Source organism: Legionella sp. D16C41 (genome assembly GCF_048541585.1).
Classification (GTDB): Bacteria; Pseudomonadota; Gammaproteobacteria; order Legionellales; family Legionellaceae; genus Legionella_C.
Genome location: NZ_CP183308.1, coordinates 12,126 through 33,013, shown reverse-complemented (window position 1 = coordinate 33,013; position 20,888 = coordinate 12,126). Strand labels below are relative to the sequence as shown.

The window sequence follows — 20,888 nt, the reverse complement described above, 5'->3', positions numbered from 1 at the left end:
ACGAGTCATAATAAAAAAGCTGCTTGTCTAAGATTACGTTTCTTAACATACATGTTAAGGCCGATATGATTACTATAACCTAAATAGGAAGCAATTTTTCTAACCGATAATCCTAATTTCAGTAACTCTCTGATTTTATCGACATCTTTATCAAACTTACTTTTCTGAATCGTTCCTTTGGGCTTACCTAGACGAATACCTTCTCTTCGTTTGCTGGCAAGCGCCTCTTTCGTTCGCATGCTAATTAAATCACGCTCAAGTTCAGCAAACAGTGAAAAAAGCGTAATCATCACTTTAGAGGTCATATCATGCTGCTTCATATCCAGATTTTGTTTGATAGCAATCACTCGAACTTGTTTTTTAATTAACTCATTAATAAGCCCAATCACTTCTGCCGTACTTCGACCGAGGCGACTCAGTTCGGTGACAATGAGGGTATCAGCATGATTAAGAACCGAGAGCATTTCGTCAATTCGTCGCTCTTTAATCGTCTTCCGACTTGAAATAGTCATTTGGATAAAATCATCCACTACTAATTTATTTTTCTTAGCAAACTCATAGATTTCTAATTTTTGGTTGTTCAAATCTTGTTTATCAGTTGAGGCTCGAATATAAGCAATAGTTTTGGCCATAATTTATCCATTTAAGATGCATGTTAATAATTAACCATATTTAAGAATTAAATTATACAGAACATATTAAATATATAAAGTGAAAACTGTATACAAATTATATTACTAATAACGGTCGTTTTTCGCTATACAAATAAATAGGTGCAAAAATTATATATTCCATTTCTGTTAGTTTAAAAAACTTTTTAAGGTAACGCCTGCTGATATTTTAAAGTACTTAATATTTATAGCTTTCTTCATAAATAATTTCTCTAACCACTGATTAATAAAAAAATTTAGTTACTTAATTAAATACCGAATTTATTGTGAAAAGCTTTTCTCCAAACTGGGAATTTATAAGTTAAATTTAAAAACTATATATCCAAACCCTCTTGCGATATCTTAATATAATGGTAATCAGTTACTTCAATATCTGTAGAGCTTTGCTGTACTGTTTTGCTTGGTAAATAGTCTAATGAATATAGTTTTGCTGCAATTGATTCAATTTTATTGGCGAATTCTCGCGCATTGTTTCTAAAAACCTTTAAACCATAATAACTATCCATATAGATTATCAAAGCACCATAGGCATCACTTAGCTGCAATTCAGTACTGTCAGAAATAATAATTTGGACATCTGGGGGATTTTTAATTAAGGCTCTATTAGCATATTCTGTATCCTAACCATGCTCTCTACAGAGAAGTACTGCCAAAGAGATTTTTTCTTTATCACTTAATGTTACATACTTTATAGGGCTATCTGCTCCAATCTTAAAAATTGAATGTTTCACAAGCTTGCGTTTATCTTTCGGTAATTCTAATTTATCACACTCTTGCCAAGGAACAGATTTATGATGCTTCTGCATATCACCCTTACTTAAAATATAAGCCGTATGGTGTACAACCGCTGAAGTAATACCAACTTGCTGAGCAGCTGCATAAGCGAGTTCTTTTTGCTCTTTTGTATGATTATCGATTAAACTTAAATCATCATTTTTCTGATAATTATCGAGCAATTTCCTTTTTTTTAGTTCTTGCTTTTTAGAGTTTAATACCTGTAATGTGTAAAAAGAAAAACTACCTGGAACTAAAATTAGATTTTCATATTTATTGACATAGTTTTGAAGAATTTCAAGGCATTGATTCTTTTCCTCCTTAGTAACTGAGGAAGCTGTAAGAGCATACTCTTGTAAAACAATAATAAGTGTATATGATTCACCAAGTGCAACTTTAGCATCCTGATTAATTTGTGCTAAATGTTGCCCAATATGATAAGCCTTATCTACTAAGGGTAATTTTTTAAAATTTTCTAACTCAATACCACAAATATAATATTTCATTACAAAACTACCTAGCTTCTATTACATTCTTATTATAGACAATGCACCTAATAGGTATAAAAAAACCATATTTAAAGAGATGACATTAATAGAGGTACAGACTATAAGCTTATCTACCTATTCAGTTGTCAGAGGACTTAGATTTATAAAAAACATCCTAAAATAACCCTTGAGGACCTCTTCAATAACCGCATGCATTTTTGAACGTCAGTTTTTTTTATTTTTGCTAAGAGGACCTTTTTTAGTTAAAATACATTCTTTTAAGGATGTTAAATAAAAAATCATCGCTAGAAACTATTACTTGTGGCACTGCCCCTAACCTACTCCCAAAAATTATAAATTAATCTTTTGAAGTGGAACTGGTTATTGATAGTTATTTTTTGTTTAGGTGACTTAAAACTCAAGCTTAAATTGAAAATAAACTTAAAAATCTGAATAGAAAAATAGTTTATAAGCCCTCTGCAAGAATCCTCAACGATGATTACTCTTACTTAGATTAGTTTTTGTGGCAGATTTTAGAAAATTTCCTTTCTTAAATACAATTTAGCCATATACCCTTCATTATGATAACCAATAGATTTATAGAAATCATGAGAGCCATCTTTTGCTCTTCTTAAACCCGAAGTAAGATCAACGATACAAGGGTTTGACTGCTTTGCGAATTCTTCAGCCTTCTCCATTAATTTCCTTCCAATACCCTGACCTCTAAAATTTTTATCAACGACTAATCCTTCAATATGAATCCGTGTAGTAGGCGAAACAAAAAGATAGCTTTTTGACCATGCCACCCAACCAACAACAACACCTGCTTTTTCAGCAAGAAAAATCTCATAACCGTTTTGTTTAGTAAAAATCTCAAATTGTGCTTTTAAAATTTCAAGCGATTGTGGATACCCTAATTGCTCTATTAAAGGCAGGAAGTTTGGAATATCCTCTATTAGCGCTTTACGTAAAGTAATATCTGACGTCATATTTTTCTCTGTTATTTTTTTAATAATGTAATAACTTAACCAAATAATCTTCTTATCCTAGCTAATGTGCTAAAATAATTGTCTATTTTATGAGTTAATTTACTATTATCTAGCTTTCAAATCCTCAACTCATACTTAGCTTAGTTACCAGCGACTTTTTATATAAATACCACACAGCTTTATCCACAGAATTTGTGAATAATATATTGCAGTGCGAAATAAACATATCAACATAACTCAATCATTGGTCTCACTTCCCTTCTAAACCAGCTTTTCTTTACTAAGCTTCACCTCTTCTAAGCCGCATGATGGGTATACAAATCATACTCTAGCTCTGAAATAGTATTTTCAAGCCGAATAAGTTCGGTTTGCAAGTGTTCATAGGCTTGTTGCTGTGTATCAATTGCCTTATGCCCTTTTGGTAAAAGTTCAATCGTTTCACAGAGTTTTTCAAATTGTTGATTAATACTTAACCGCAATATATCTGCTTTATCTTGGAGTTGATTTAATTGGTGCGTTTTTTCGCTACGTCTATCAGGTCCTGCTTCAAACGCTGGGGCGAGCTCCTGCTCAAGCGTTGTAATATCCTTGGTAAGGCTAAACGCGTCATTTTCTAATTGATTGAGTTGCCGTTTGATAGAATCGAGCAAGGCTTTTTTATCAATACCCTTCTGTTGCTCTTGTAGCGCCAGCTCTAAATATCTCTTTTCACTATGGATAGCGTGTCGAATGCTCCCTAATGCGTCTTGCTTTTGTTTAAGCAAACGGTTTTTTTCAAAATGGGAATTTTTTACAGATAAAGCGCCTTGCTTGTTTTCTTTAGCCATTAACTTGATAGATGTCTGTTTAAAGTATTGGCCGTAATCAGCGTGATTATAAAAGCCCTTCGGTGTACGCCAACGCTTTTCTCGTAAAAGCTTAGCAATAATTTGCACCTTATGCTGGATAGTCTCAACCTGCTTTAGCTGCGGTTGATTTATTAATGTAAAAATAATTTCTGCAAAGGTTTGCTCAGGTGATGAAAAGTGAACTTGATGCTCATGACTTAAATTATTCATCATTCCCTTAATATAATTTTTTGTTCGTTCCCCTACCCTCTCCCCAATTATTTTTTCAATTTGATAGATTGGATGGTGTGATTGGTTAAGGGGCTTAGACAATTTTTCCACATTTTCTTTACAACTAACTGTACTGTTAACTGGATAATTATGATCTTTTTCTTTATTTATAAATACCGACTTTTTGTCTTTTTCGATCTCGCCATCTTGATTTAAAAAAGAGCAATGGGTTACATGAGTATCAGTCGACTTTATTGTTTCATCTTTTATCTGAAGCAAATCAAGTAGCTTTTGGGTCACTCGAATATAGAGGCGTTTTGTGACACGAAAGCCATTTTTAGTCGATGCACTGAGCTTGCATGCCCGCTCGATTAATCCTTTTTGCTCAAACTCTTCTAAGTAGCGACTAATAGATCGTTCTGATAAGGCTAAGTCTTTAGCCATTTGTGATAAGGTCCTGGTAAACCAAATCTCCCCATCATTAAGCGTGTAGTTGGATATCTGCCACCAGAAGATACACTTATCTAAAAAGACTGCTTTATTATGGCTTTTGGTGTATTCGGCCAGCTTATCAAAATGAGCATGATAAATTGAGCAAAGGTTCCCCATAGATAATTCCTTATCCTTGTTGTTTTTTTTAGGGAACGAAGCTAGAATTAAATTAGATTTAGGATTAGCTTCGTTCCAAGCTAATTTCAGTTATGAAGAGTTGGCGCTCTTCATAACTGCTTTCATATTCACTTTGAATTTTCTATTAATTCCATTTCCATTTCATGTATTTCCTTATTGAGCTAAATTTTTTTATAAAATAATTATCAGTAAATTTAGCCTTTGATTTCAATTTAGTCAATAACTTGTTTTATTTAAGATATTGATAAATATAGAATTAATTAAATAATAATGGTTCACAATCGGTTCACTTTATTTTAATTAAACGGTTCACAAAAGGTCCACAATTGGTTCACATATTTAATGGTAATATTTAAAATTATATATTTATATCTAATTATTAATGGTTCACAATTGGCTTACTATTTTAATAGCAACTTAAAATATAATTTATATTAATGGTTCATCAATGGTTCACAATTGGTTTGCAAATAGCTCACTAAGTTACTTTCAAGAAATATTTTTATAGAAAATTATGGCTCACAAAAGGTTCACAATTGGTTCACCTTTTTATTTGTGAAATTTTTTTATTTGTTTGCAATAGAAAGAAATCAGTTAAATTATCTTAAATATAGTTATTTAGAGAAAACTTAATAAATAAATATTAAGTGATAAAAAATCAGTTCACAATCGGTTCACAGGTTAAACTATAAATAGTTCACAATCGGTTCACAAAATAGCTAATTTACCTATTTAAAAATATTTCTGTGTTTTTATACTATTTATCATTGACCAGTATAAACAGATGTGTAATTGTATGTTTTAATATAAAAATAATAATAAAACATACAAGGTAGCTCATGGAAAAGTTGACTTGGACTAATTCAGATATTCGTAAATTGTTTAAAATGGATAATCGCTTTAAATCTATCCAAACTTTATACAATGCTGAAGATAGAAAGGAAATACCTGTTGCAAAAAGAGAAGCACGAGGAAAAGTATCTACTAGACTATGGAATTTAAGCCAACTTCCTGATATCGGAAGGCGCTTTGGATTTTTAAAACCTCCGTCTGAACAAAAAATTCTTTGTACCTATATGCAGAAGGGTGGGGTTTATAAAACAACAACTAGTTACAATCGAGCACGTACTTTAGCTTTAAACGGAATCAAAGTACTACTTATAGGATTGGATCCTGAATGTTCAATTACAGATATCATTATTCCTCAACAAGAGCTTAATCGACTAGATGATTTTGAACAAGGGAAGGGATTGTTTCATCATTTTGTTGAGAAAGTCCCTTTAGCCGAAATTATTCGCCCAACCTCTTTAAAAACGTTAGATTTTATACCTGAAACCCATGAACTTGTTAAGTTGAATAAATGGATAGGCTATGAGAAGCGAAGAGAGTATATATTCCAAGATAAATTAATACCCCATCTCTCTAATTATGATGTAATAATATTTGATAATAGTCCAACATGGAATCATCTAGTTGAAAATTCCATATTAGTATCATCAACCATAATAATGCCTTTAGGTTGCAGTCTCTTAGCATATAATGCATCAGCTACAAATATGCAAAACATTTGGGATTTTCAAGAAGTTATGCATTTAACTGAACAACAATTAATAATGTTTAGTACAGGCTTAGAGAGAAGCTCATTAAGCCAGCAAATAAATGCAACTTACTTAAGTCGTTATGTTGATTACATGATCTCTACTCCTATTCGTAAATCTGTTAAATGGGAGGAAGCCCTAATGGCTAAGCAAACTATCTTAGAGTATGCACTGGGACTACCTCAAGCAGAAGAATATTATTATTTAATTTCCGAAGAGTGGGCAAGAATTAATGGAAGCAGACAAGATTTTGTTGACTTGCTATTAACTAATGAGCTCGAGACAATCTAATGGCAATTAAAAAAGGTGCGTTTCAACAGTATGCCCAAGAGAGAAAGCTTCCTGAAAAGGGCCAAACTAAAACTAATAAGAAAAGCCATTTCTTTGAAGATATATATGAAGAAATAAACGGTTCACAATCGGTTCACAACAATACACTTTTACCTGAGCCTAAAATTCTGAGTGGTGAAGCTCCGTCAAATACTGAAAACTTTAAAGATATTGAAAATAAAAATAATAAAAAGCTAATTGAAAGTAAGCCTATACAGCCATTTCATAAGCAAGACAACTTTAAAACATTAGATAAACTGCCTATTCAATTTCAGAAAGAGGAAAAAATTGAAGAAATATCATTTAATTTAAATTCTCAAAGGGATTGTACATCGGAAGCTTCAACCACCTTTTCTAGGTTAGTTGGAGTTCAAAGAGAAGTAATAATTGCACTATATAAAAACATGAAAGTTAATAAATCAGATACTACTGAAGAGCTAACCCTTAAAATGATAGCAAATTTAGCTGAAGTGAATTATAAATCATTAAAAAATACGCTTTTTCGTTTAACAAGTTCAGGCATTTTAAGTAGAGTAGATCAAAAAAGCGGAAGAGGCGGCTGGGTTAAATATAAAATTAATGAGCAAATAGTTAATGAACTTCAAGAAACCCTTCTATTGTCAGTAAAAAAAAGTAGGTAGTGTTCAAATAACTTATAACAGCTTAAAAATTTTAACCATGGAACTAAATAATGCAACCTAATCAATTTAATGGAAAGTGGAAAATAGTTGAGATGGATGCTTGGGATTTAGAATTCATTGATTTGGTTGAGCCTGGCTATATTGAGTTTAATAGCCAAATGTCGGGGGAATTTCATTTTGGCTGTATCTACGCAAATATGTATTATGTTCTCAACAATCATAAGATTGAATTCACTTTTGAAGGGGATGATGAAGGTAATGAAATTAGTGGGAGAGGCTGGGTAATATATAAAGACAATGAATTACATGGACATATCTTTTTTCATCAGGGAGATGAATCTGGGTTTATAGCTAGATTAATAACTGACTAATTCAGCAAGAAAACATACTTGAACATTTTTATAAAAAAGCTATCAATCCATATTGATAAAGGCTTGCAGAGGATTTTCAATAGTAAAAGTCCTATCTACGCACGTATCCTGACTGTATGCCTTAAAATTATAAAAACTGTTTTTAGCCCTTACCCTTCAAGGATCTTAGCTAAAATTAGCATTCACCAGTTTGGTGAGTGCTTATTTTTCCTAAGATCCAATATTAATATAGGGAGAATCCACTTCTTACGAATTCAACTGCCGAATTTAGGATTATCAACTGTTAAAAAGGTTTAAATAGGATGTAACGTGAAAAAAAACATAAACAGATTGTTAGATATTTACTGGGGGATTCCATCTTTAACTAAAACCATATTACCAATAGTTGTAGTAGAACATATAGTAGCTGCTTTTTGCCTGAATATATCGGTATATTTTAAGAAAGTTGATCATTTACATTTTGACTTAATAGGGCAGTTTATATCCGTATACTATTGGGGATGTTTATTTGGTGCATTAATTGGTGGAGCATTATCTCTAAAATATAGAACAACAAAAATATCAGGCATCGGCTTACTTTTTTTAAGTGGAAGTTTTTTCGTCTTATTCTACTCTGTAAGCCCTTGGTTACTAAATTTATCAATGTTCTTGCTAGGTTTAATAGGAACTATGACTGCTACATGCAATGTAGCAAGCTTGGTAAGGTCTGTTAAAAATAATGAAGTTGTTAAGTTGAAGGTCATTAGTCTGGAACTCATTTTATTTAATTTGAGTTATTCATTCACTATATTCATTTTAATGGATTTAACACCTGTACATATTCTTGTCTTCGTTAAAAGTATAATTTTTACTCTAATTATTTTAGGTTTGTGGTCTCTTGTATTTTGTAAAAATTCAATTTTTGAAGCTGAAAAAAATATAACCCAAAAATCTTCAATATTCTTGCCTGATCGTAAGAAAGAATTTTTCACTTTAATGGGGATGATTCTATGCTTTGGTTTGATCTTTTCTATGATAAAAGTGGTATTTGCTCCGACTCTTATAGATAGATTTGGTAGTAACATGGTTTCTGTAACTGCTGCGTCTGTAAATCCATGGGTTATGTTTTTTATACAGCCATTGATTATTAATCGAATTAAATCAAAAAACTCAACATGGTTCTTAGGAGCGGGTGGTTTAATGGTTGGTTTAGGATATTTTACATTTGGTTTTGCAAACTCATTTCTACTGACAGTAATCGTGTTAATACTCTTAACATTTGGTGAAATGATGTTTGCTCCGTTGTCAAAACATTTTAATATTCAATTATATGGAAAAGGACAAGATGGATTTGCTACTGGTGTTTGGCGAGCAGTATTTTTGGGTAGTGGAACTATTGGGCCTGAGGTGTCTGGATTTTTAGCGGAGAAATATGGAGCATATGCAGTTTGGGATATGTGTGCAATATTAGGACTAATGTGTTTTATATTTAGTCTGTTTTTGCGTAGAATGACATTAAGGAATCCATATAACAGGGTAGTATTAAAAAGTTAATTATTTGAGGGAGTTATTAATGAGTGTATATAAGCAATTAGTAAGTCTTGCAACGAAACCTTGTTTTGATAACATCATGTTAACAAATGAAAAAGGTGATAAGTTATTATCTCATAAAGATGTAATTAATGAGCTTGAATCAGAGTTTAGCGATAACTCTTTGGTAAGCTCATTGTCTATAGATATGAGGCAGGCATGCGAAACTAGAGTTTCGGAGAACTGAAAATATTTTGAACAACAAAAAGAAGCAAAAATTGTATATTGTTGGATGTGGTATAAAATTTTTATCTCATCTAACGTTAGAAGTTAAATTACTTATTGAAAGTTGTGACTTTGTTCTATATCTGGTTAACGATCCTGCTATAAAGAGATGGATAGAAGAAAACAGTCGCAACTCCAAATCCTTAGACTCTTTATATTTTGTTAATAGTGATAGAAAGGCCGCCTATAATTCGATTAGTTATGAGGTAATAAAATATGCTAAAAAAAATAAAACTACATGCTTCGTAACATATGGTCATCCATTATTTTTATCTAATTCTTCACAAAGCTTAATAAAAGAAGTAGGGCGTAACTGCTCTGATATAGAAGTGGATGTTCTGCCTGGTATTTCTAGCTTAGATAGTTTATGTTGTGATTTAAGAATTGACCCGAGTATGGGGGGTATGCAGGCTTATGAGGCCACTGATTTTCTAAAAGAAAATTATATTATAAATAAATCCAGTCATATTATTCTTTGGCAAATAGGGGTTGTTGGTATAAAAAAAATCATTTTACAAGAATCAGATTTATGTGGAAACATAGAGAAATTTAATTCTTTAAAATGTTTGAAGGAAAAATTATTGGATATATATGATGATAAACATCCTGTAATCATATATGTAGCTTCAATGTATCAATCTTTTCCTGCTGAAATTTGCGAAGTTGAGTTATGTAATCTTGATCAAGTTGATATTCCTAGGCTTGCTACTGCCTATATTCCGCCAGAACCTAGTTTTGATAATTAATTGGTTCCACTTGAATACATCCTCTTAAAAACTGACCTTCAAAGCTACAGTCATCATAAGTACTTTCGTAAGAGCAAAATGAGAATCTTGGATCTAATTTTAATAGACTTCTTGAGTTTTTTATTAATTTACTCTCTTTTGGGGGATAATTATGAAAATAATTAAATTTTACATTACTTGAAAGTTCAGAGAAAACTGTTCCGCTAAGCAGAGAATCTTTTTTTGTCATTTCATCAATGAATTTGTGTAAAATATTGTCTAGATAGTCTATTTCTTGATTCGCAGTAACTTTTTCATTTTTTTTAGTTAAAAAATGGGGGCTAGTGGGGAACTGCATAGAATAATAAACTGGGTGCTTATCCTTCTCGTATATTAGAGAATGAGGAACCATTACTGTAGGTATCTTTTTTAGTTGGAAAGCATTGCTTATGTTGGATTGAATTAAATTAAGGGGTAATAAATCTTCAGTTGTGGCAGGGATATATCCCGGATGTTCGCCAAGAGCTATTTTTATAAGGTGTATAGCTGTATTTGTTAGATAGGGACTAGAAGTTCTTATATTTCTATCTTTTTGTGCTTTGGAATAGAAAATTTCGTAATATGGACTATTCGCATTAAAAGAGTCATTGTTTTCCTTCCCTTCAAGTATGTAATTTTTTATTTCTATCCATGCAGGATCATTTAAGATATTTTGTATCCATTTTTCAGAAAAATATGCTAGACAGGCTTTCCAGGTGTTATTAAAGTACTGATTTATTGCTTTAAATAATTGAAAGTGATCAGTTAATTTTCTTGGTGTTGTTAATTCACACTCAGTTATCTTTGATAATTTATTGATACCATTATGACTGTTTATACTAGACAGCATAAACGCTGTTCTGGCCCCAGCGGTTGCTTTTAGAACACCATTAGGGGAGTAGTTTCTTATACTTTTTTTCTTGAGCAGTATTCCCTTGTTAAATATTGTCCCAGGGTTATCTATTTGATACGGAAAAATCTGTTCATCAAATTCTATGAAATATTCTAACGATTTATCTAAAATCATTCCTAATGGAGATGAATTCATTCCATATCCAAGTTCTTTTAAGATTTTTTTATCTATTTTGGGATCGTTTAATTTGCAAACTTGATTATCTATGAGTGGTAAATAGGAGCTCTGGGTGTCCCCCTTTAGCATTCCATATGGAAAGTATGCTAAGTAAACAATAAGTTCGTCATTAGGACAAACTTTATCTATGAGTTTTGTTAAATGAGGGTCTGCTTGATTAAATTTATCTCTAACATGTTTCCAATTCGTTCTTACAAGTCCTTCTTTTTCATCTATAGATGTATACATATTTAATCCCTTAAAAAAACCCCAATAGAAAGGGGTATTTAAAAATAGTCATTAAAAACACTTTATAAAGTAGTTTGCTGTTAAGGTCAACCATGATTAAATCTTTAGTTCATTACAATCATTTCAATAAATAAAAAAAACAAAAAAGGTCTAAAGCTAATGGAAGAGAAAGAAAGGAAACAGGAAAAAGATGTATATATTTCGACTCGGATTGATGCTGAAACTAATCAGATGCTAATTAAAGCTGCGAAAGAGTCTCGTCGTAGTAAGCATAATGAATTGGCAATCAGGGTTAAGGAACATTTAAAGAAATTTCCTCCTCAAGATATTTAGTTGATAAAAAAAAGGAAAATAAGGATGCGTGGAATCAATAAAAAATTCAAAGCGACCATACTATCTAGTGTAGTAGCCACATTATGCAGCTGTGCCGCAACCCAGACAGCTATCGAACATGGTAAACTGTCAACCAGCACAAAAATGTCAGAAACCATTTTCCTGGATCCGGTATCAAGCTCTCAAAAAACGGTGTATGTCTCAGTAAAAAACACCTCTGATCAAAACATCAACTTCAGCAGACCTTTGGCACAGGCGCTTGAGTCTCATGGTTATAAGGTCGTTAAAAACCCGGGCAGCGCTCATTATCTGCTCCAGGCCAATGTCTTAAAAGTCGGAAAAATGAGCAGAGGTACATCAGAAGCGGCTATCGGTGCAGGATTTGGCTCGGCACTAACAGGTATTGGTTCTGGCGTTGCGGTAGGAAGCCTAACCAATAATTCCAATGCCATGGTTGTCGGAGGGCTTGCAGGAGGGCTGGCAAGTGTTGCAGCTGATGCGCTCATTAAAGATGTCAATTATGCCATGATAACGGATGTTCAAATCAGTGAACTCTCAGGCCAGAAAATCACTCAGAAAACTCGTTCAAGTCTTCAAAACGGCTTATCGACCAATACGGTTCAAGCGTATTTGGAAAACACAAGCTTTAAACGCTATCGCACGCGCATTGTTTCAAATGCAGATAAGGTGAATTTGAAGTTTGCCGATGCAAGACCGGTGCTTGAAAATAGTCTTGCCCATGCTATCGCCGGTATATTTTAGGAAAGGGAGGGATATAGTTATGTACTACAGAGCAAAAAAAAGCATAATAAAGCCGCCTGATTCAGTTGTCTTATATATTGATGAGCCATGGATTTTTGGGAAAGCAAAAAGGGCGACATAAAAATGCCCATCGAACAAACAATACTGCTGTAAGCAGAAATATCAGGGAAAATGATGTCTACTTCCTGATGAACCAATAACACCGAAAAAGACTAATTATTGAGCGCATTTAAGGCTCAAAGGGATTTTTGTACCTGAAAAAAGGAGAAAACAATGAAAATAGTAATGAAAATAAACAACTTAAAAAATGCCATGATGCGTTTTACCTGTATGGTCTCGGCAATGCTTATCACAGCACCGTTGTTTGCTGAAGATACGGGCGGCGATGTGGTCGGGGATTTCCTGCAACAATCTTTAAAGGGTATTTTCGGCTCTAATGCGGGATTCTGGAAGATATTTATTCTGGCCGATATCGCGCTTGCAACACTGGCGGTGATGAAATCTAAAAACCCGACAGTATTTGTCGGTGTGTTCATGACAGCCTTGGTGCCAGGATTTCTAGTTAAACGTTACGTGTTTCCGGCAGCTTAAGTCATGGCTTTAAATACGGATTACAGAATACTGGCCCACCTGGACCATCCTAGGCGCTATTTCGGACTGACCGTTGATGAGCTCTCAATTGCTCTGGCTGCGGCTCTTTTTATTGCGCTCTGCAGTCAGAAGGTAATGGTTATTTTGTCATCATTTTTACTGGTGGCAGGGCTCAAACGTCTTAAAAAAAATCAGGGTCCAAGATTTTTGCTGGTGCTGGCTTACTGGTATCTGCCGCATGCGCTGACCCGGTTTATTCTGCCAAAACTGCCTGATTCGGCCAGCCGCTACTGGATAAGTTAAGGAGTAATGATGAGTTATTTTAATGCAAGCAATGAGACCATACTTAAAAAGCGCCTTAATTTTTGGGTGGTGACAGCCTCAGTGATGATTATAAGTAATTTGATGCTGGCAGGCCTCAGCTGGTATGCGCTGTTGCACCAGAAAGTCGAGGTAACCCCATTTTTTGGTAATCAAGGATACTTCCGTGCCGGCAGTGAAGTTGATGTTCACTATCTTAACCAGCTCAGTGAAAATTTTATTCTGACCCGCTTTAATGTCAGCCCAAACACCGTGAAATCCAATCACGCCAGGCTTTTAAATTATGTCAGCTCAGATGCTTATCACGACTTAAGTCAGGTGCTTTTAAAAGAGCAGACGCAGGTCATGAAAAACAAGATATCCAGTTATTTTGATATTGAGTCGGTTCAGTCGAGCCCTGAAGGCTTGATTACACTGGTTACCGGAAGCTTGAAGCGTTATGTGGGAAATCGTGCGCTGCCTGACGCAAAGGTTCACTACCGTCTTAAATATCAGTATCACCTGGGTCGTCTTACGATTGTCTCGTTTGAAAAAGTGGAGGATGTCAAAAATGGATAAAAAATTATTGTTTAAAACACTGCTTGTAGGCGTTCTTGCGACAGGCACACAGACAGTGCTCGCCGAGACAGAGTGCCGGTCAAGGAAAATGAAAACGTGACTATTCAAATCAGCAAAGACAATTACAACAGGCTTTTATTTGAAAAAGACAAAATCATTAAGCTTCGTTTCCCGCAAAACTATTTAAACGTGGAGCGCGATGATGATGGTAGTGTGTATCTCGATGCACTCGATGACAGACCGTTTACGCTTTTTGTCACCACCAAAGGCGGCCGGCATTTTTCAGCAATGGTCACAGTTTCAGAATCAACGGGCGAGACCATCCGTTTTTTTGAAAAAAGGACGCCGGCTAAAAAAGTGGCGCGTCAAGAAAAGCCCAAAGACACTTATGCTGAGAAAATTAAATCACTGGTGAGCGCCACTGAGCGTGAACAGGCCATTCCTGGATTTAAGGCTAACGCCATTAAAGTCAGGCCCATTTATTTAAAGCCGTCTTTAAAAGCCGAGCTTGCCTTTTCACTTTCTGATGAGAAGACCGTTTCTCAGAAATTTTTGCTGGCCAACCGCTCATCCAAACCGATTCGTTTTGACCAACGCTGGTTTAAGGACAATAAAACCCGTGCACTTTTAGTAAAAAATGAGGTTATTTATCCCAATCAGACCATTGATGTGGTCAGGGTTTTGGCGGTGTCTCATGGCTAAATTTAATCTCAATATCAAACACCGGGTTAAGCAATATAAGACTATGGCCTTAATGGCTGCCATTGTGGTGATTGTGCTGGTAAGCCTTGTCACCCTTTTTTCAGGACCTGCTGAGGGTGTGAAAAAAGACAATAAAAAAGATGAGCATGTTTTTAACGGCATTGTCGATGATACCTTTTCTGATGCGGATGCCGCCAGTGCAATGACTACCCAGCAAATGGAGTTGACGGATTTGAAGAAAGAGCTTTCTGAATTAAAAGATGCGCTTAAAAAAACAAAAGCAAAATCAAACCGTTTTGAGCCTGAAAAAATGGAAGCGGCACTCCTTGAAAAACTCACAAAAGAATTGAACAAGGCCAAGGTGAAAGGAGATGGAACAGCCGAGATTATGCTGGCCTCAAAAGGTGATTTAAGCGGTCTTGGCTATAACGGTACTCAAATGGCTCCTGCCCAGACGCATCAGTTAAGCAAGTCTTCCGGCATTCATACCGTAAGCTTTAACTACGACTCGCCAAAGTCGAGGGTTTTCAGTAAAAACGCCAGTAATTACGTGCCCAGCGGGACTTTTGTCAAAGCCGTGGTTTTGGGTGGTGCTGATGCCGATGCGTCTGTTAATGGTGCCAAAAAGAACAACGGGGTGATGCTGTTTAAACTCATTACTCAGGGGACTTTGCCCAACAATCAACAGTCTCGTTTAAAGGGCTGTTTTGTGACTGCAAGCACTTATGGTGATATTTCCAGCGAAAGAGCCTATGTCACGCTCGATAAAATATCCTGTGCGCAAAAGGGGCGTTCCATTCTCGATAAATCGGTGAGCGGATGGGCCTTTTTTGCCGGCAAGGTCGGCATCAAGGGACGCCCTTTAATGCGCGATGGCAAAGTGGTCCAGTGGGCTGGCATCAGCGGGGCTTTATCAGGCATTGCCAGTGCCGCCCAATATGCACAAAGCGTTCAAAGTATCGGACCTTTTGGCGCAACCAGCGTAGTTCCAAGCGATAAAATAGGTGCTTATGCCGGCCTTGGCGGTGCATCAAAAGCCGCCGATCAGTTATCCAGTTATTACATTAAGCGCGCCGAGCAGTACCACCCGGTCATTCAGGTCGGTGCCGGAAATCTCGTGAACATTGTGTTTAAAGACGGCTTCAGTCTTTTATCTGATGAGGATGAGACACCAATCAGGCGCTCTGGTGAAACACAGGATAAATCCAGTTACTCAACTAAAGAGGCCGGTATCCCTGAGTCGATTCTGAGAGAAATTAACAAAAGCGGTGAGGATTATAGTGCCGGCAGTCAACTTTCAACACAGGGGTAGTCAATGAAAGCAACAATGATGGTGTTAACAGCCGTGATGATTTTAATGAGCGGCTGCTCAACCATGAACGATAAGTTCGGCTGCAACCAGACCGCAGGCGATACCTGCCTGACCATCGATGAGGTCCATGCGATGACAGAGCCTAAAGGGACTTACCATAAACGTTCGGTCTTTCAGGACAGCGCGTTATCAAAGAGTAATAAGAATATTGCAGGTACTTTGTGGATTGCTCCGCACAAAAATACCCACGGCGGGCTTATTCCAGAGCATTCGATTGCTTTAAACGATACAGCAGGGAGGGCCTAGTATGCTGGCACCAATCAAAGATTATGGCGTGAAGGTTTTATCGAAAATCGCACGCCTCTCAGGTGAGGGTTATGATGTGGACGGGACAGCAAGAGCAAGAGCTCATGCCAATGCCTCGCTTGCCGTTGCGAGAGAGCTCCTAAAAGCGGCCTTGCCTTATGAGACTGTGCGCAACCATCTATTTTTTAATGCCCAGAGCATTGGTTTTGGTTTTGAACTAGCCCCTTTGTCCGGCGCCAGTGAATCTTTGTCCAAAGCACTGGCGGATATGCTGAAAAACAAGCTGCCCAATGATGTTATTGCCCAGTTCATGCTTTATAAGCATGGCATGGTAGGGTCGGTCATTGATGAGGGCTTTGCCCCTTTTATGAAAAAAGGCGGTCTTTATCAAAAGATTGCCCAAAAAAGCATGGATTATCATAAAAATGCCATTCACGGAGGATATGCCAACAAGGCTGGTGTTTCCGCTTGCCTTTGTGATTATAGGGTATTTGTCTTTTTTTCAGCTAAAAAAGGGGAAAGTCGTGAATCCATGATGACATCACTTTTAAGCACCATCGCCTCAGAGCTGAACGTCCTGGGGATTGATAATCGATTGATGGAGGCAACAGCGCTTGGCAGTCTGTTAAACGCTTTGGTGACCCCGAAAAAAGGCAATATTGAATGGCCCCAAATCGATGAAATAAGTGACAAGGAGCCGTTGATTGAGCAGTTTCTTGAAAAAGGGGCGGCGTTAAGCGTATTTGATGATTTTATTGATATGGACGTGCCCAGTGATAAAGGGATCACGACTAAAACAACAGCTGTGAATTTAAAGCTTCACAAGTACCCTGAAAACTTTACTCTCTGGCAGACAGCGGATTTGTATTCAAACCTGTATGAGGCTAAGAAAAACATTTCCTGCCCTTTTTTAATTTCGGTGGCCATCCACGGCAAAAATCAGACAAAAATGCGGGCAAAAGCTAAAAGAATGACCTACAGCCTTAACAAAAACAACAACGGCATTCAAAACTTCATGAACCTGTTTTTAAAGGACGAATTGAGCGACTGGAGTGAGGTCAACGATGGTCTTTCACGTGATGAAATGGCTCTGTTTCCAACCTGTTATAACCTGGTGCTCTTTACCGACCATGTTTCTCATGAGCGCCATATTGCAGAGGCTGTGGAAAGTTACAGGGCTTTGAATTTTGAAATAAGGCCTGCGAAATGCACACAGTGGCTTCGTTTTCTATCCTCTCTGCCTTTTATGCCTTCGGAAGGGCTCTGGCGTGGCCTTGAAGTACTCGATGAAACCAAAACGCTGACCAATGTTAATGTGGCGGGTCTTTTACCCATCATTTCTGATTTTAAAGGCTCAAGACAGGGGATGATGCTGCCAACCTTTCGTAACCAGGTTGCTTTTATTGATACTTTTGATGACAAAAATCTGTCCATCAGCAATTACAATTACACCACCTGCGGGACATCAGGTTCTGGTAAATCGCATCTTGAGCAGTATCGTGTAGTCAATGCTCTGGCCAAAGGTGAGCAGGTGTTTATCATTGACATCGGTGGCTCTTATAAACACTTATGCCAGGCTTTGAGTGGGGTTTACATTGATGCGGCATCCATTGCCTTAAATCCTTTCACCCTGTTTGATTTTGAAGGGCATACCGAGATTGATGGAGAGCAGGTTGATAACTGTATTCAAATTCGTGATTTACTGGCGATTATGGCATCCCCCACAGAACCTCTTGAATCCATCCAAATGGATTATCTGCTCGATGCCGTACTGATGTCCTGGGAGAAAAATCAGGCGAAAGCGTCCATTGATGATGTGGTAGACAACTTAAAAATCCTTCTCAAAACCGAGCACCTCAATGATGGACGTCTTTCTGATTTAATCACCCATTTAAAAAAATTTACCACAGGGAACCTGTACGGGCACATGTTTAACGGCGACACACCGGCTTTTAACTCCAATCCCCTGGTGGTATTTGAGCTGGGTGCACTTGAAAAAAACAAAGAGCTTTTAAAGATTGTGATGTTTGTCATGATTGTGATTATTCAAGGTCAGTTTTACCACGGACCGCGTGAGAGACATAAACGCTGTGTCATTGATGAGGCGTGGAGACATTTAACCGGTGGGGATAATGAAATTACTGCTAATTTCATCATGCAGGGATTTCGAACAGCCAGAAAGCACAATGGTGGTTTCGGGGTATTGACCCAGATGCTTGATGATTTAAGCGCGACAGTCGAGGGGCGAGCGATTAAGGCTTGTTCTTCCATTCATCATACTCTGTTGCCGGGTGATTTAAACGATTTTTTAAAAGACAACCCGAAAGCTTTCAATGAACAACAGCAGTATCTTTTGAGAAAATTTGGGGAGGCAGGTTCTCAGGGGTTTGCATCCGTTATGGTCCAGTATGGCCAGGTGTATACCTTTCACCGTTACTTTTCCGATCCGTTTTCACGCATTTTATTTTCGACCAAAGGTGATGAATTTGATGCACTTGAGCGCCTGGTTAAATCCGGGATGCCTATTGATGAGGCGGTGGAGCTCATCGTTGAAAAGCTTGGGGTTAAATAATGAATCGTGTGAACTGGATGAAAGACTTAAGCTTTTGGCGTGTATTCATGATGGGCGCTCTTTTAAGTCTTATTTTAATGGCAGGATACAGCGTGCTTTCACCCATACCGCAAAAAATAGTGGCTTTTGACAAGGGACGTGCCATCAGTGCATTTGCAAGAGAACTTGAAAGACGCCAGATCGGTGAAAAACAGGGACAGGTACTGACACGGCGTTTTGCTCAGGCAATGAACGACACTTTAAAAGAGCAGTCTTTGAAAAACAACTGGGTGATTGTGCCTGAAGCGAGCGTTTATGCCGGCGTTGGGGATAAAACCGATGTGCTTCTTAAATTCATTGCCCATAAGATGAAAAAAAATCCTGCTAAAGATCAGGTATCCCAACCCATGCAAAGGAGCGCGTCATGAAAGGGTTTATTAGGGTGGCAGGTTTAAGCACTTTATTGCTTGCGGTTCCCGTGATTTTTGCAAAAAACTTAGGCGTGAAAGGCGAGCTCTGGCCGGTCCAGGAGATGAGTCTTGTAAAACTGATGGAGTTAAAGGCGGCCGGATTAAATACCGATGAGATGGCGCGCAGGTGGCAGGACAGAGCGCGTGATTATGCCGACAGACCAGAAGCACTTGATTTTAAGCAGGGCAGACATGCTAAAGTGCATCATTATACGCCGGTGGCTTCTGTTCGAGACAATGTGACAGATGTTAGCAGTAAAGTCATCGTGGCTGCCGGTGTTTCAGTCAATGTCTTAACCTTGTTGCCTGACTATCAACCAGAACTTTTATTCTTCAATGCTGATGACAGGGCGCAGCTTCTATGGGCTGTGAAAATGTCAAAGCGTCTCACTTCAAATGCCCGGTTTATCTTAACTGGCGGCAGTGTCTCTACTGCAGAAAAAATGCTTAACGGACCGGTTTATTTCGATCAGAAAGGGGTGATTTGCAATAAATTTGGCATTACCCAGATGCCGGCTTTCGTGACAAGAGACGGGATGGCCTTGGTTATTCAAGAACCTTTAATCGGGGAGGATGGTCATGAGATTTAGGGTGTTGCTTTTATCTTTATTAATGCTTCCAGGAATCCTCCAGGCTGAAAAATGTGACGGTCATTTTGTCAATCCCTTTAAGGATGTCTGCTACCGTTGCCTGTTTCCTTTAACCATTGGCCATTCCAATATTGTTAAAAGCCGTGACGGGCTTCGAGATACCCCAAACCCTAAAAGCATTATCAATACCTGTGGTTCAAGAATCGGGCTTCAGATTGGGTACTGGGAACCCATAGCGCTTGCCGATGTCACAGATACCCCATATTGTTTTGTTAATCTGGGTGGTGTGAAGCTTGCCAAAAGCCATAAAAGAGGTGGCAGACTTCAGAATGGGATTCAAGAGCGCCATGCGTTTTATCATGTGCACTGGTATAAATACCCCTTAATGGTCTGGCTTAACCTTTTGACCTCTTTAAGCTGTCAGGAAGGCGGGGATTTTGATGTACTGTGGATGACGGAACTCGACCCCTCTTGGCGTGATTCCTCTCTTGCTTTTGTTTTAAACCCTGATGCTGCTCTTTTTGCCAATGCTGCTGCCCAGTCTTCCTGTGCTGCAGATGCCATATCTTCAACCACCTTAAAACAGGCTTTGGACAGTCTTTTCTGGTGTGCCGGTGCCCAGGGATCACATTATCCTTTGACAGGACATATCACATCCCCTTTATCACCGGTACAAATGGCTTTTCTTTTAACTGAGCGGATGAACTACAAGCTTCACCGCCAGCAGATGCTGACTGATTCTATCGGTAAAGATGGTCTGACCTGCAGAACATATAATTTTCCAGTTACGCCTAAATCACGCTACCGCTATGAATGGGTCAACCAGGTGGCCGATGGCCGTCACTGTTATCCATCGGGGTTTTCAGCGCTTGAAATGGAAGCAGGCAAAATAAAGCCGCATCAAACCGATCAGTACGGAATGCTGGTGTGGCGTAAACGAAACTGCACATTAATATAAAAAAGGAG

Annotated in this window: 24 protein-coding genes; 18 read left to right on the top strand and 6 right to left on the bottom strand. The window is 37.4% G+C overall.

Features of this window, described 5'->3' with window-relative positions; translation table 11 throughout:
* Positions 1-5 precede the first annotated feature (5 nt).
* The 5 genes from ACNVED_RS16840 to ACNVED_RS16820 all read right to left on the bottom strand — a co-directional run bounded on the left by ACNVED_RS16840 (position 6) and on the right by ACNVED_RS16820 (position 4,589).
* Complete coding sequence (locus ACNVED_RS16840) at positions 6-632, bottom strand: recombinase family protein (RefSeq protein WP_419421642.1); 627 nt, start codon at positions 630-632, stop codon at positions 6-8.
* Between the two features lie 353 nt (positions 633-985).
* The gene (locus ACNVED_RS16835; protein ID WP_419421641.1) at positions 986-1,177 is read right to left on the bottom strand and encodes a hypothetical protein; all 192 of its coding nucleotides are present in this window, start codon (positions 1,175-1,177) and stop codon (positions 986-988) included.
* A gap of 114 nt (positions 1,178-1,291) precedes the next feature.
* Positions 1,292-1,951 (bottom strand): hypothetical protein, encoded by a 660-nt coding sequence (locus ACNVED_RS16830; protein ID WP_419421640.1) that lies wholly within the window; start codon positions 1,949-1,951, stop codon positions 1,292-1,294.
* Between the two features lie 515 nt (positions 1,952-2,466).
* Complete coding sequence (locus tag ACNVED_RS16825) at positions 2,467-2,922, bottom strand: GNAT family N-acetyltransferase (RefSeq protein ID WP_419421639.1); 456 nt, start codon at positions 2,920-2,922, stop codon at positions 2,467-2,469.
* Positions 2,923-3,218: 296 nt separating this feature from the next.
* Positions 3,219-4,589 (bottom strand): hypothetical protein, encoded by a 1,371-nt coding sequence (locus ACNVED_RS16820; RefSeq protein ID WP_419421638.1) that lies wholly within the window; start codon positions 4,587-4,589, stop codon positions 3,219-3,221.
* 860 nt (positions 4,590-5,449) lie between these two features.
* On the opposite strand from ACNVED_RS16820, the gene ACNVED_RS16815 reads away from it, so the two are divergent.
* From ACNVED_RS16815 to ACNVED_RS16790, 6 genes are all read left to right on the top strand, one after another.
* Positions 5,450-6,499, top strand: coding sequence for a ParA family protein (locus ACNVED_RS16815; RefSeq protein ID WP_419421637.1), 1,050 nt, complete (start codon positions 5,450-5,452; stop codon positions 6,497-6,499).
* A complete protein-coding gene (locus tag ACNVED_RS16810) occupies positions 6,499-7,179 on the top strand; it encodes a hypothetical protein (protein ID WP_419421636.1) in 681 nt (226 codons plus the stop codon). Before ACNVED_RS16815 ends, ACNVED_RS16810 begins: the two co-directional genes overlap by 1 nt.
* 50 nt (positions 7,180-7,229) lie before the next feature.
* Positions 7,230-7,550 (top strand): hypothetical protein, encoded by a 321-nt coding sequence (locus tag ACNVED_RS16805; RefSeq protein ID WP_419421635.1) that lies wholly within the window; start codon positions 7,230-7,232, stop codon positions 7,548-7,550.
* Positions 7,551-7,859: 309 nt separating this feature from the next.
* Positions 7,860-9,083: an MFS transporter gene (locus ACNVED_RS16800; protein ID WP_419421634.1), complete on the top strand. Its 1,224-nt coding sequence runs from the start codon at positions 7,860-7,862 to the stop codon at positions 9,081-9,083.
* Positions 9,084-9,102: 19 nt separating this feature from the next.
* Positions 9,103-9,306: a hypothetical protein gene (locus ACNVED_RS16795; RefSeq protein WP_419421633.1), complete on the top strand. Its 204-nt coding sequence runs from the start codon at positions 9,103-9,105 to the stop codon at positions 9,304-9,306.
* A 31-nt stretch (positions 9,307-9,337) separates the two neighbouring features.
* A complete protein-coding gene (locus ACNVED_RS16790) occupies positions 9,338-10,090 on the top strand; it encodes an SAM-dependent methyltransferase (protein ID WP_419421632.1) in 753 nt (250 codons plus the stop codon).
* On the opposite strand, the gene ACNVED_RS16785 is transcribed toward ACNVED_RS16790, so the two are convergent.
* Entirely contained in the window at positions 10,074-11,426 is a 1,353-nt protein-coding gene (locus ACNVED_RS16785) for a hypothetical protein (protein WP_419421631.1), read from the bottom strand. The genes ACNVED_RS16790 and ACNVED_RS16785 overlap by 17 nt on opposite strands.
* 159 nt (positions 11,427-11,585) lie before the next feature.
* Between ACNVED_RS16785 and ACNVED_RS16780 the strand changes: the two genes are divergently transcribed.
* The 12 genes from ACNVED_RS16780 to traU all read left to right on the top strand — a co-directional run bounded on the left by ACNVED_RS16780 (position 11,586) and on the right by traU (position 20,880).
* Complete coding sequence (locus ACNVED_RS16780; RefSeq protein ID WP_419421630.1) at positions 11,586-11,759, top strand: TraY domain-containing protein; 174 nt, start codon at positions 11,586-11,588, stop codon at positions 11,757-11,759.
* A gap of 24 nt (positions 11,760-11,783) precedes the next feature.
* Positions 11,784-12,521, top strand: coding sequence for a complement resistance protein TraT (locus ACNVED_RS16775; RefSeq protein ID WP_419421629.1), 738 nt, complete (start codon positions 11,784-11,786; stop codon positions 12,519-12,521).
* A gap of 273 nt (positions 12,522-12,794) precedes the next feature.
* On the top strand, positions 12,795-13,112 hold the full coding sequence (locus ACNVED_RS16770) for a hypothetical protein (RefSeq protein WP_419421628.1): 318 nt from the start codon (positions 12,795-12,797) through the stop codon (positions 13,110-13,112).
* 3 nt (positions 13,113-13,115) lie between these two features.
* Positions 13,116-13,415, top strand: a complete 300-nt coding sequence (traL, locus tag ACNVED_RS16765) for a type IV conjugative transfer system protein TraL (protein ID WP_419421627.1) — start codon at positions 13,116-13,118, stop codon at positions 13,413-13,415.
* A gap of 9 nt (positions 13,416-13,424) precedes the next feature.
* Positions 13,425-13,991, top strand: coding sequence for a type IV conjugative transfer system protein TraE (gene traE, locus ACNVED_RS16760; RefSeq protein WP_419421626.1), 567 nt, complete (start codon positions 13,425-13,427; stop codon positions 13,989-13,991).
* Positions 13,992-14,063: 72 nt separating this feature from the next.
* The gene (locus ACNVED_RS16755; RefSeq protein WP_419421625.1) at positions 14,064-14,693 is read left to right on the top strand and encodes a TraK domain-containing protein; all 630 of its coding nucleotides are present in this window, start codon (positions 14,064-14,066) and stop codon (positions 14,691-14,693) included.
* The gene (locus ACNVED_RS16750; RefSeq protein WP_419421624.1) at positions 14,686-16,005 is read left to right on the top strand and encodes a TraB/VirB10 family protein; all 1,320 of its coding nucleotides are present in this window, start codon (positions 14,686-14,688) and stop codon (positions 16,003-16,005) included. Before ACNVED_RS16755 ends, ACNVED_RS16750 begins: the two co-directional genes overlap by 8 nt.
* Before the next feature lie 3 nt (positions 16,006-16,008).
* A complete protein-coding gene (locus tag ACNVED_RS16745) occupies positions 16,009-16,311 on the top strand; it encodes a hypothetical protein (protein ID WP_419421623.1) in 303 nt (100 codons plus the stop codon).
* Between the two features lies 1 nt (position 16,312).
* Positions 16,313-18,883 (top strand): type IV secretion system protein TraC, encoded by a 2,571-nt coding sequence (gene traC, locus ACNVED_RS16740; protein ID WP_419421622.1) that lies wholly within the window; start codon positions 16,313-16,315, stop codon positions 18,881-18,883.
* Positions 18,883-19,290 carry a TrbI F-type domain-containing protein gene (locus ACNVED_RS16735; RefSeq protein ID WP_419421621.1) on the top strand — a complete coding sequence of 136 codons (408 nt, stop codon included), beginning with the start codon at positions 18,883-18,885 and terminating at the stop codon, positions 19,288-19,290. The genes traC and ACNVED_RS16735 overlap by 1 nt, the downstream gene beginning before the upstream one ends.
* Entirely contained in the window at positions 19,287-19,922 is a 636-nt protein-coding gene (locus ACNVED_RS16730) for a hypothetical protein (protein WP_419421620.1), read from the top strand. The genes ACNVED_RS16735 and ACNVED_RS16730 overlap by 4 nt, the downstream gene beginning before the upstream one ends.
* A complete protein-coding gene (traU, locus tag ACNVED_RS16725; protein WP_419421619.1) occupies positions 19,912-20,880 on the top strand; it encodes a conjugal transfer pilus assembly protein TraU in 969 nt (322 codons plus the stop codon). Before ACNVED_RS16730 ends, traU begins: the two co-directional genes overlap by 11 nt.
* The last annotated feature ends 8 nt before the right edge of the window (positions 20,881-20,888 follow it).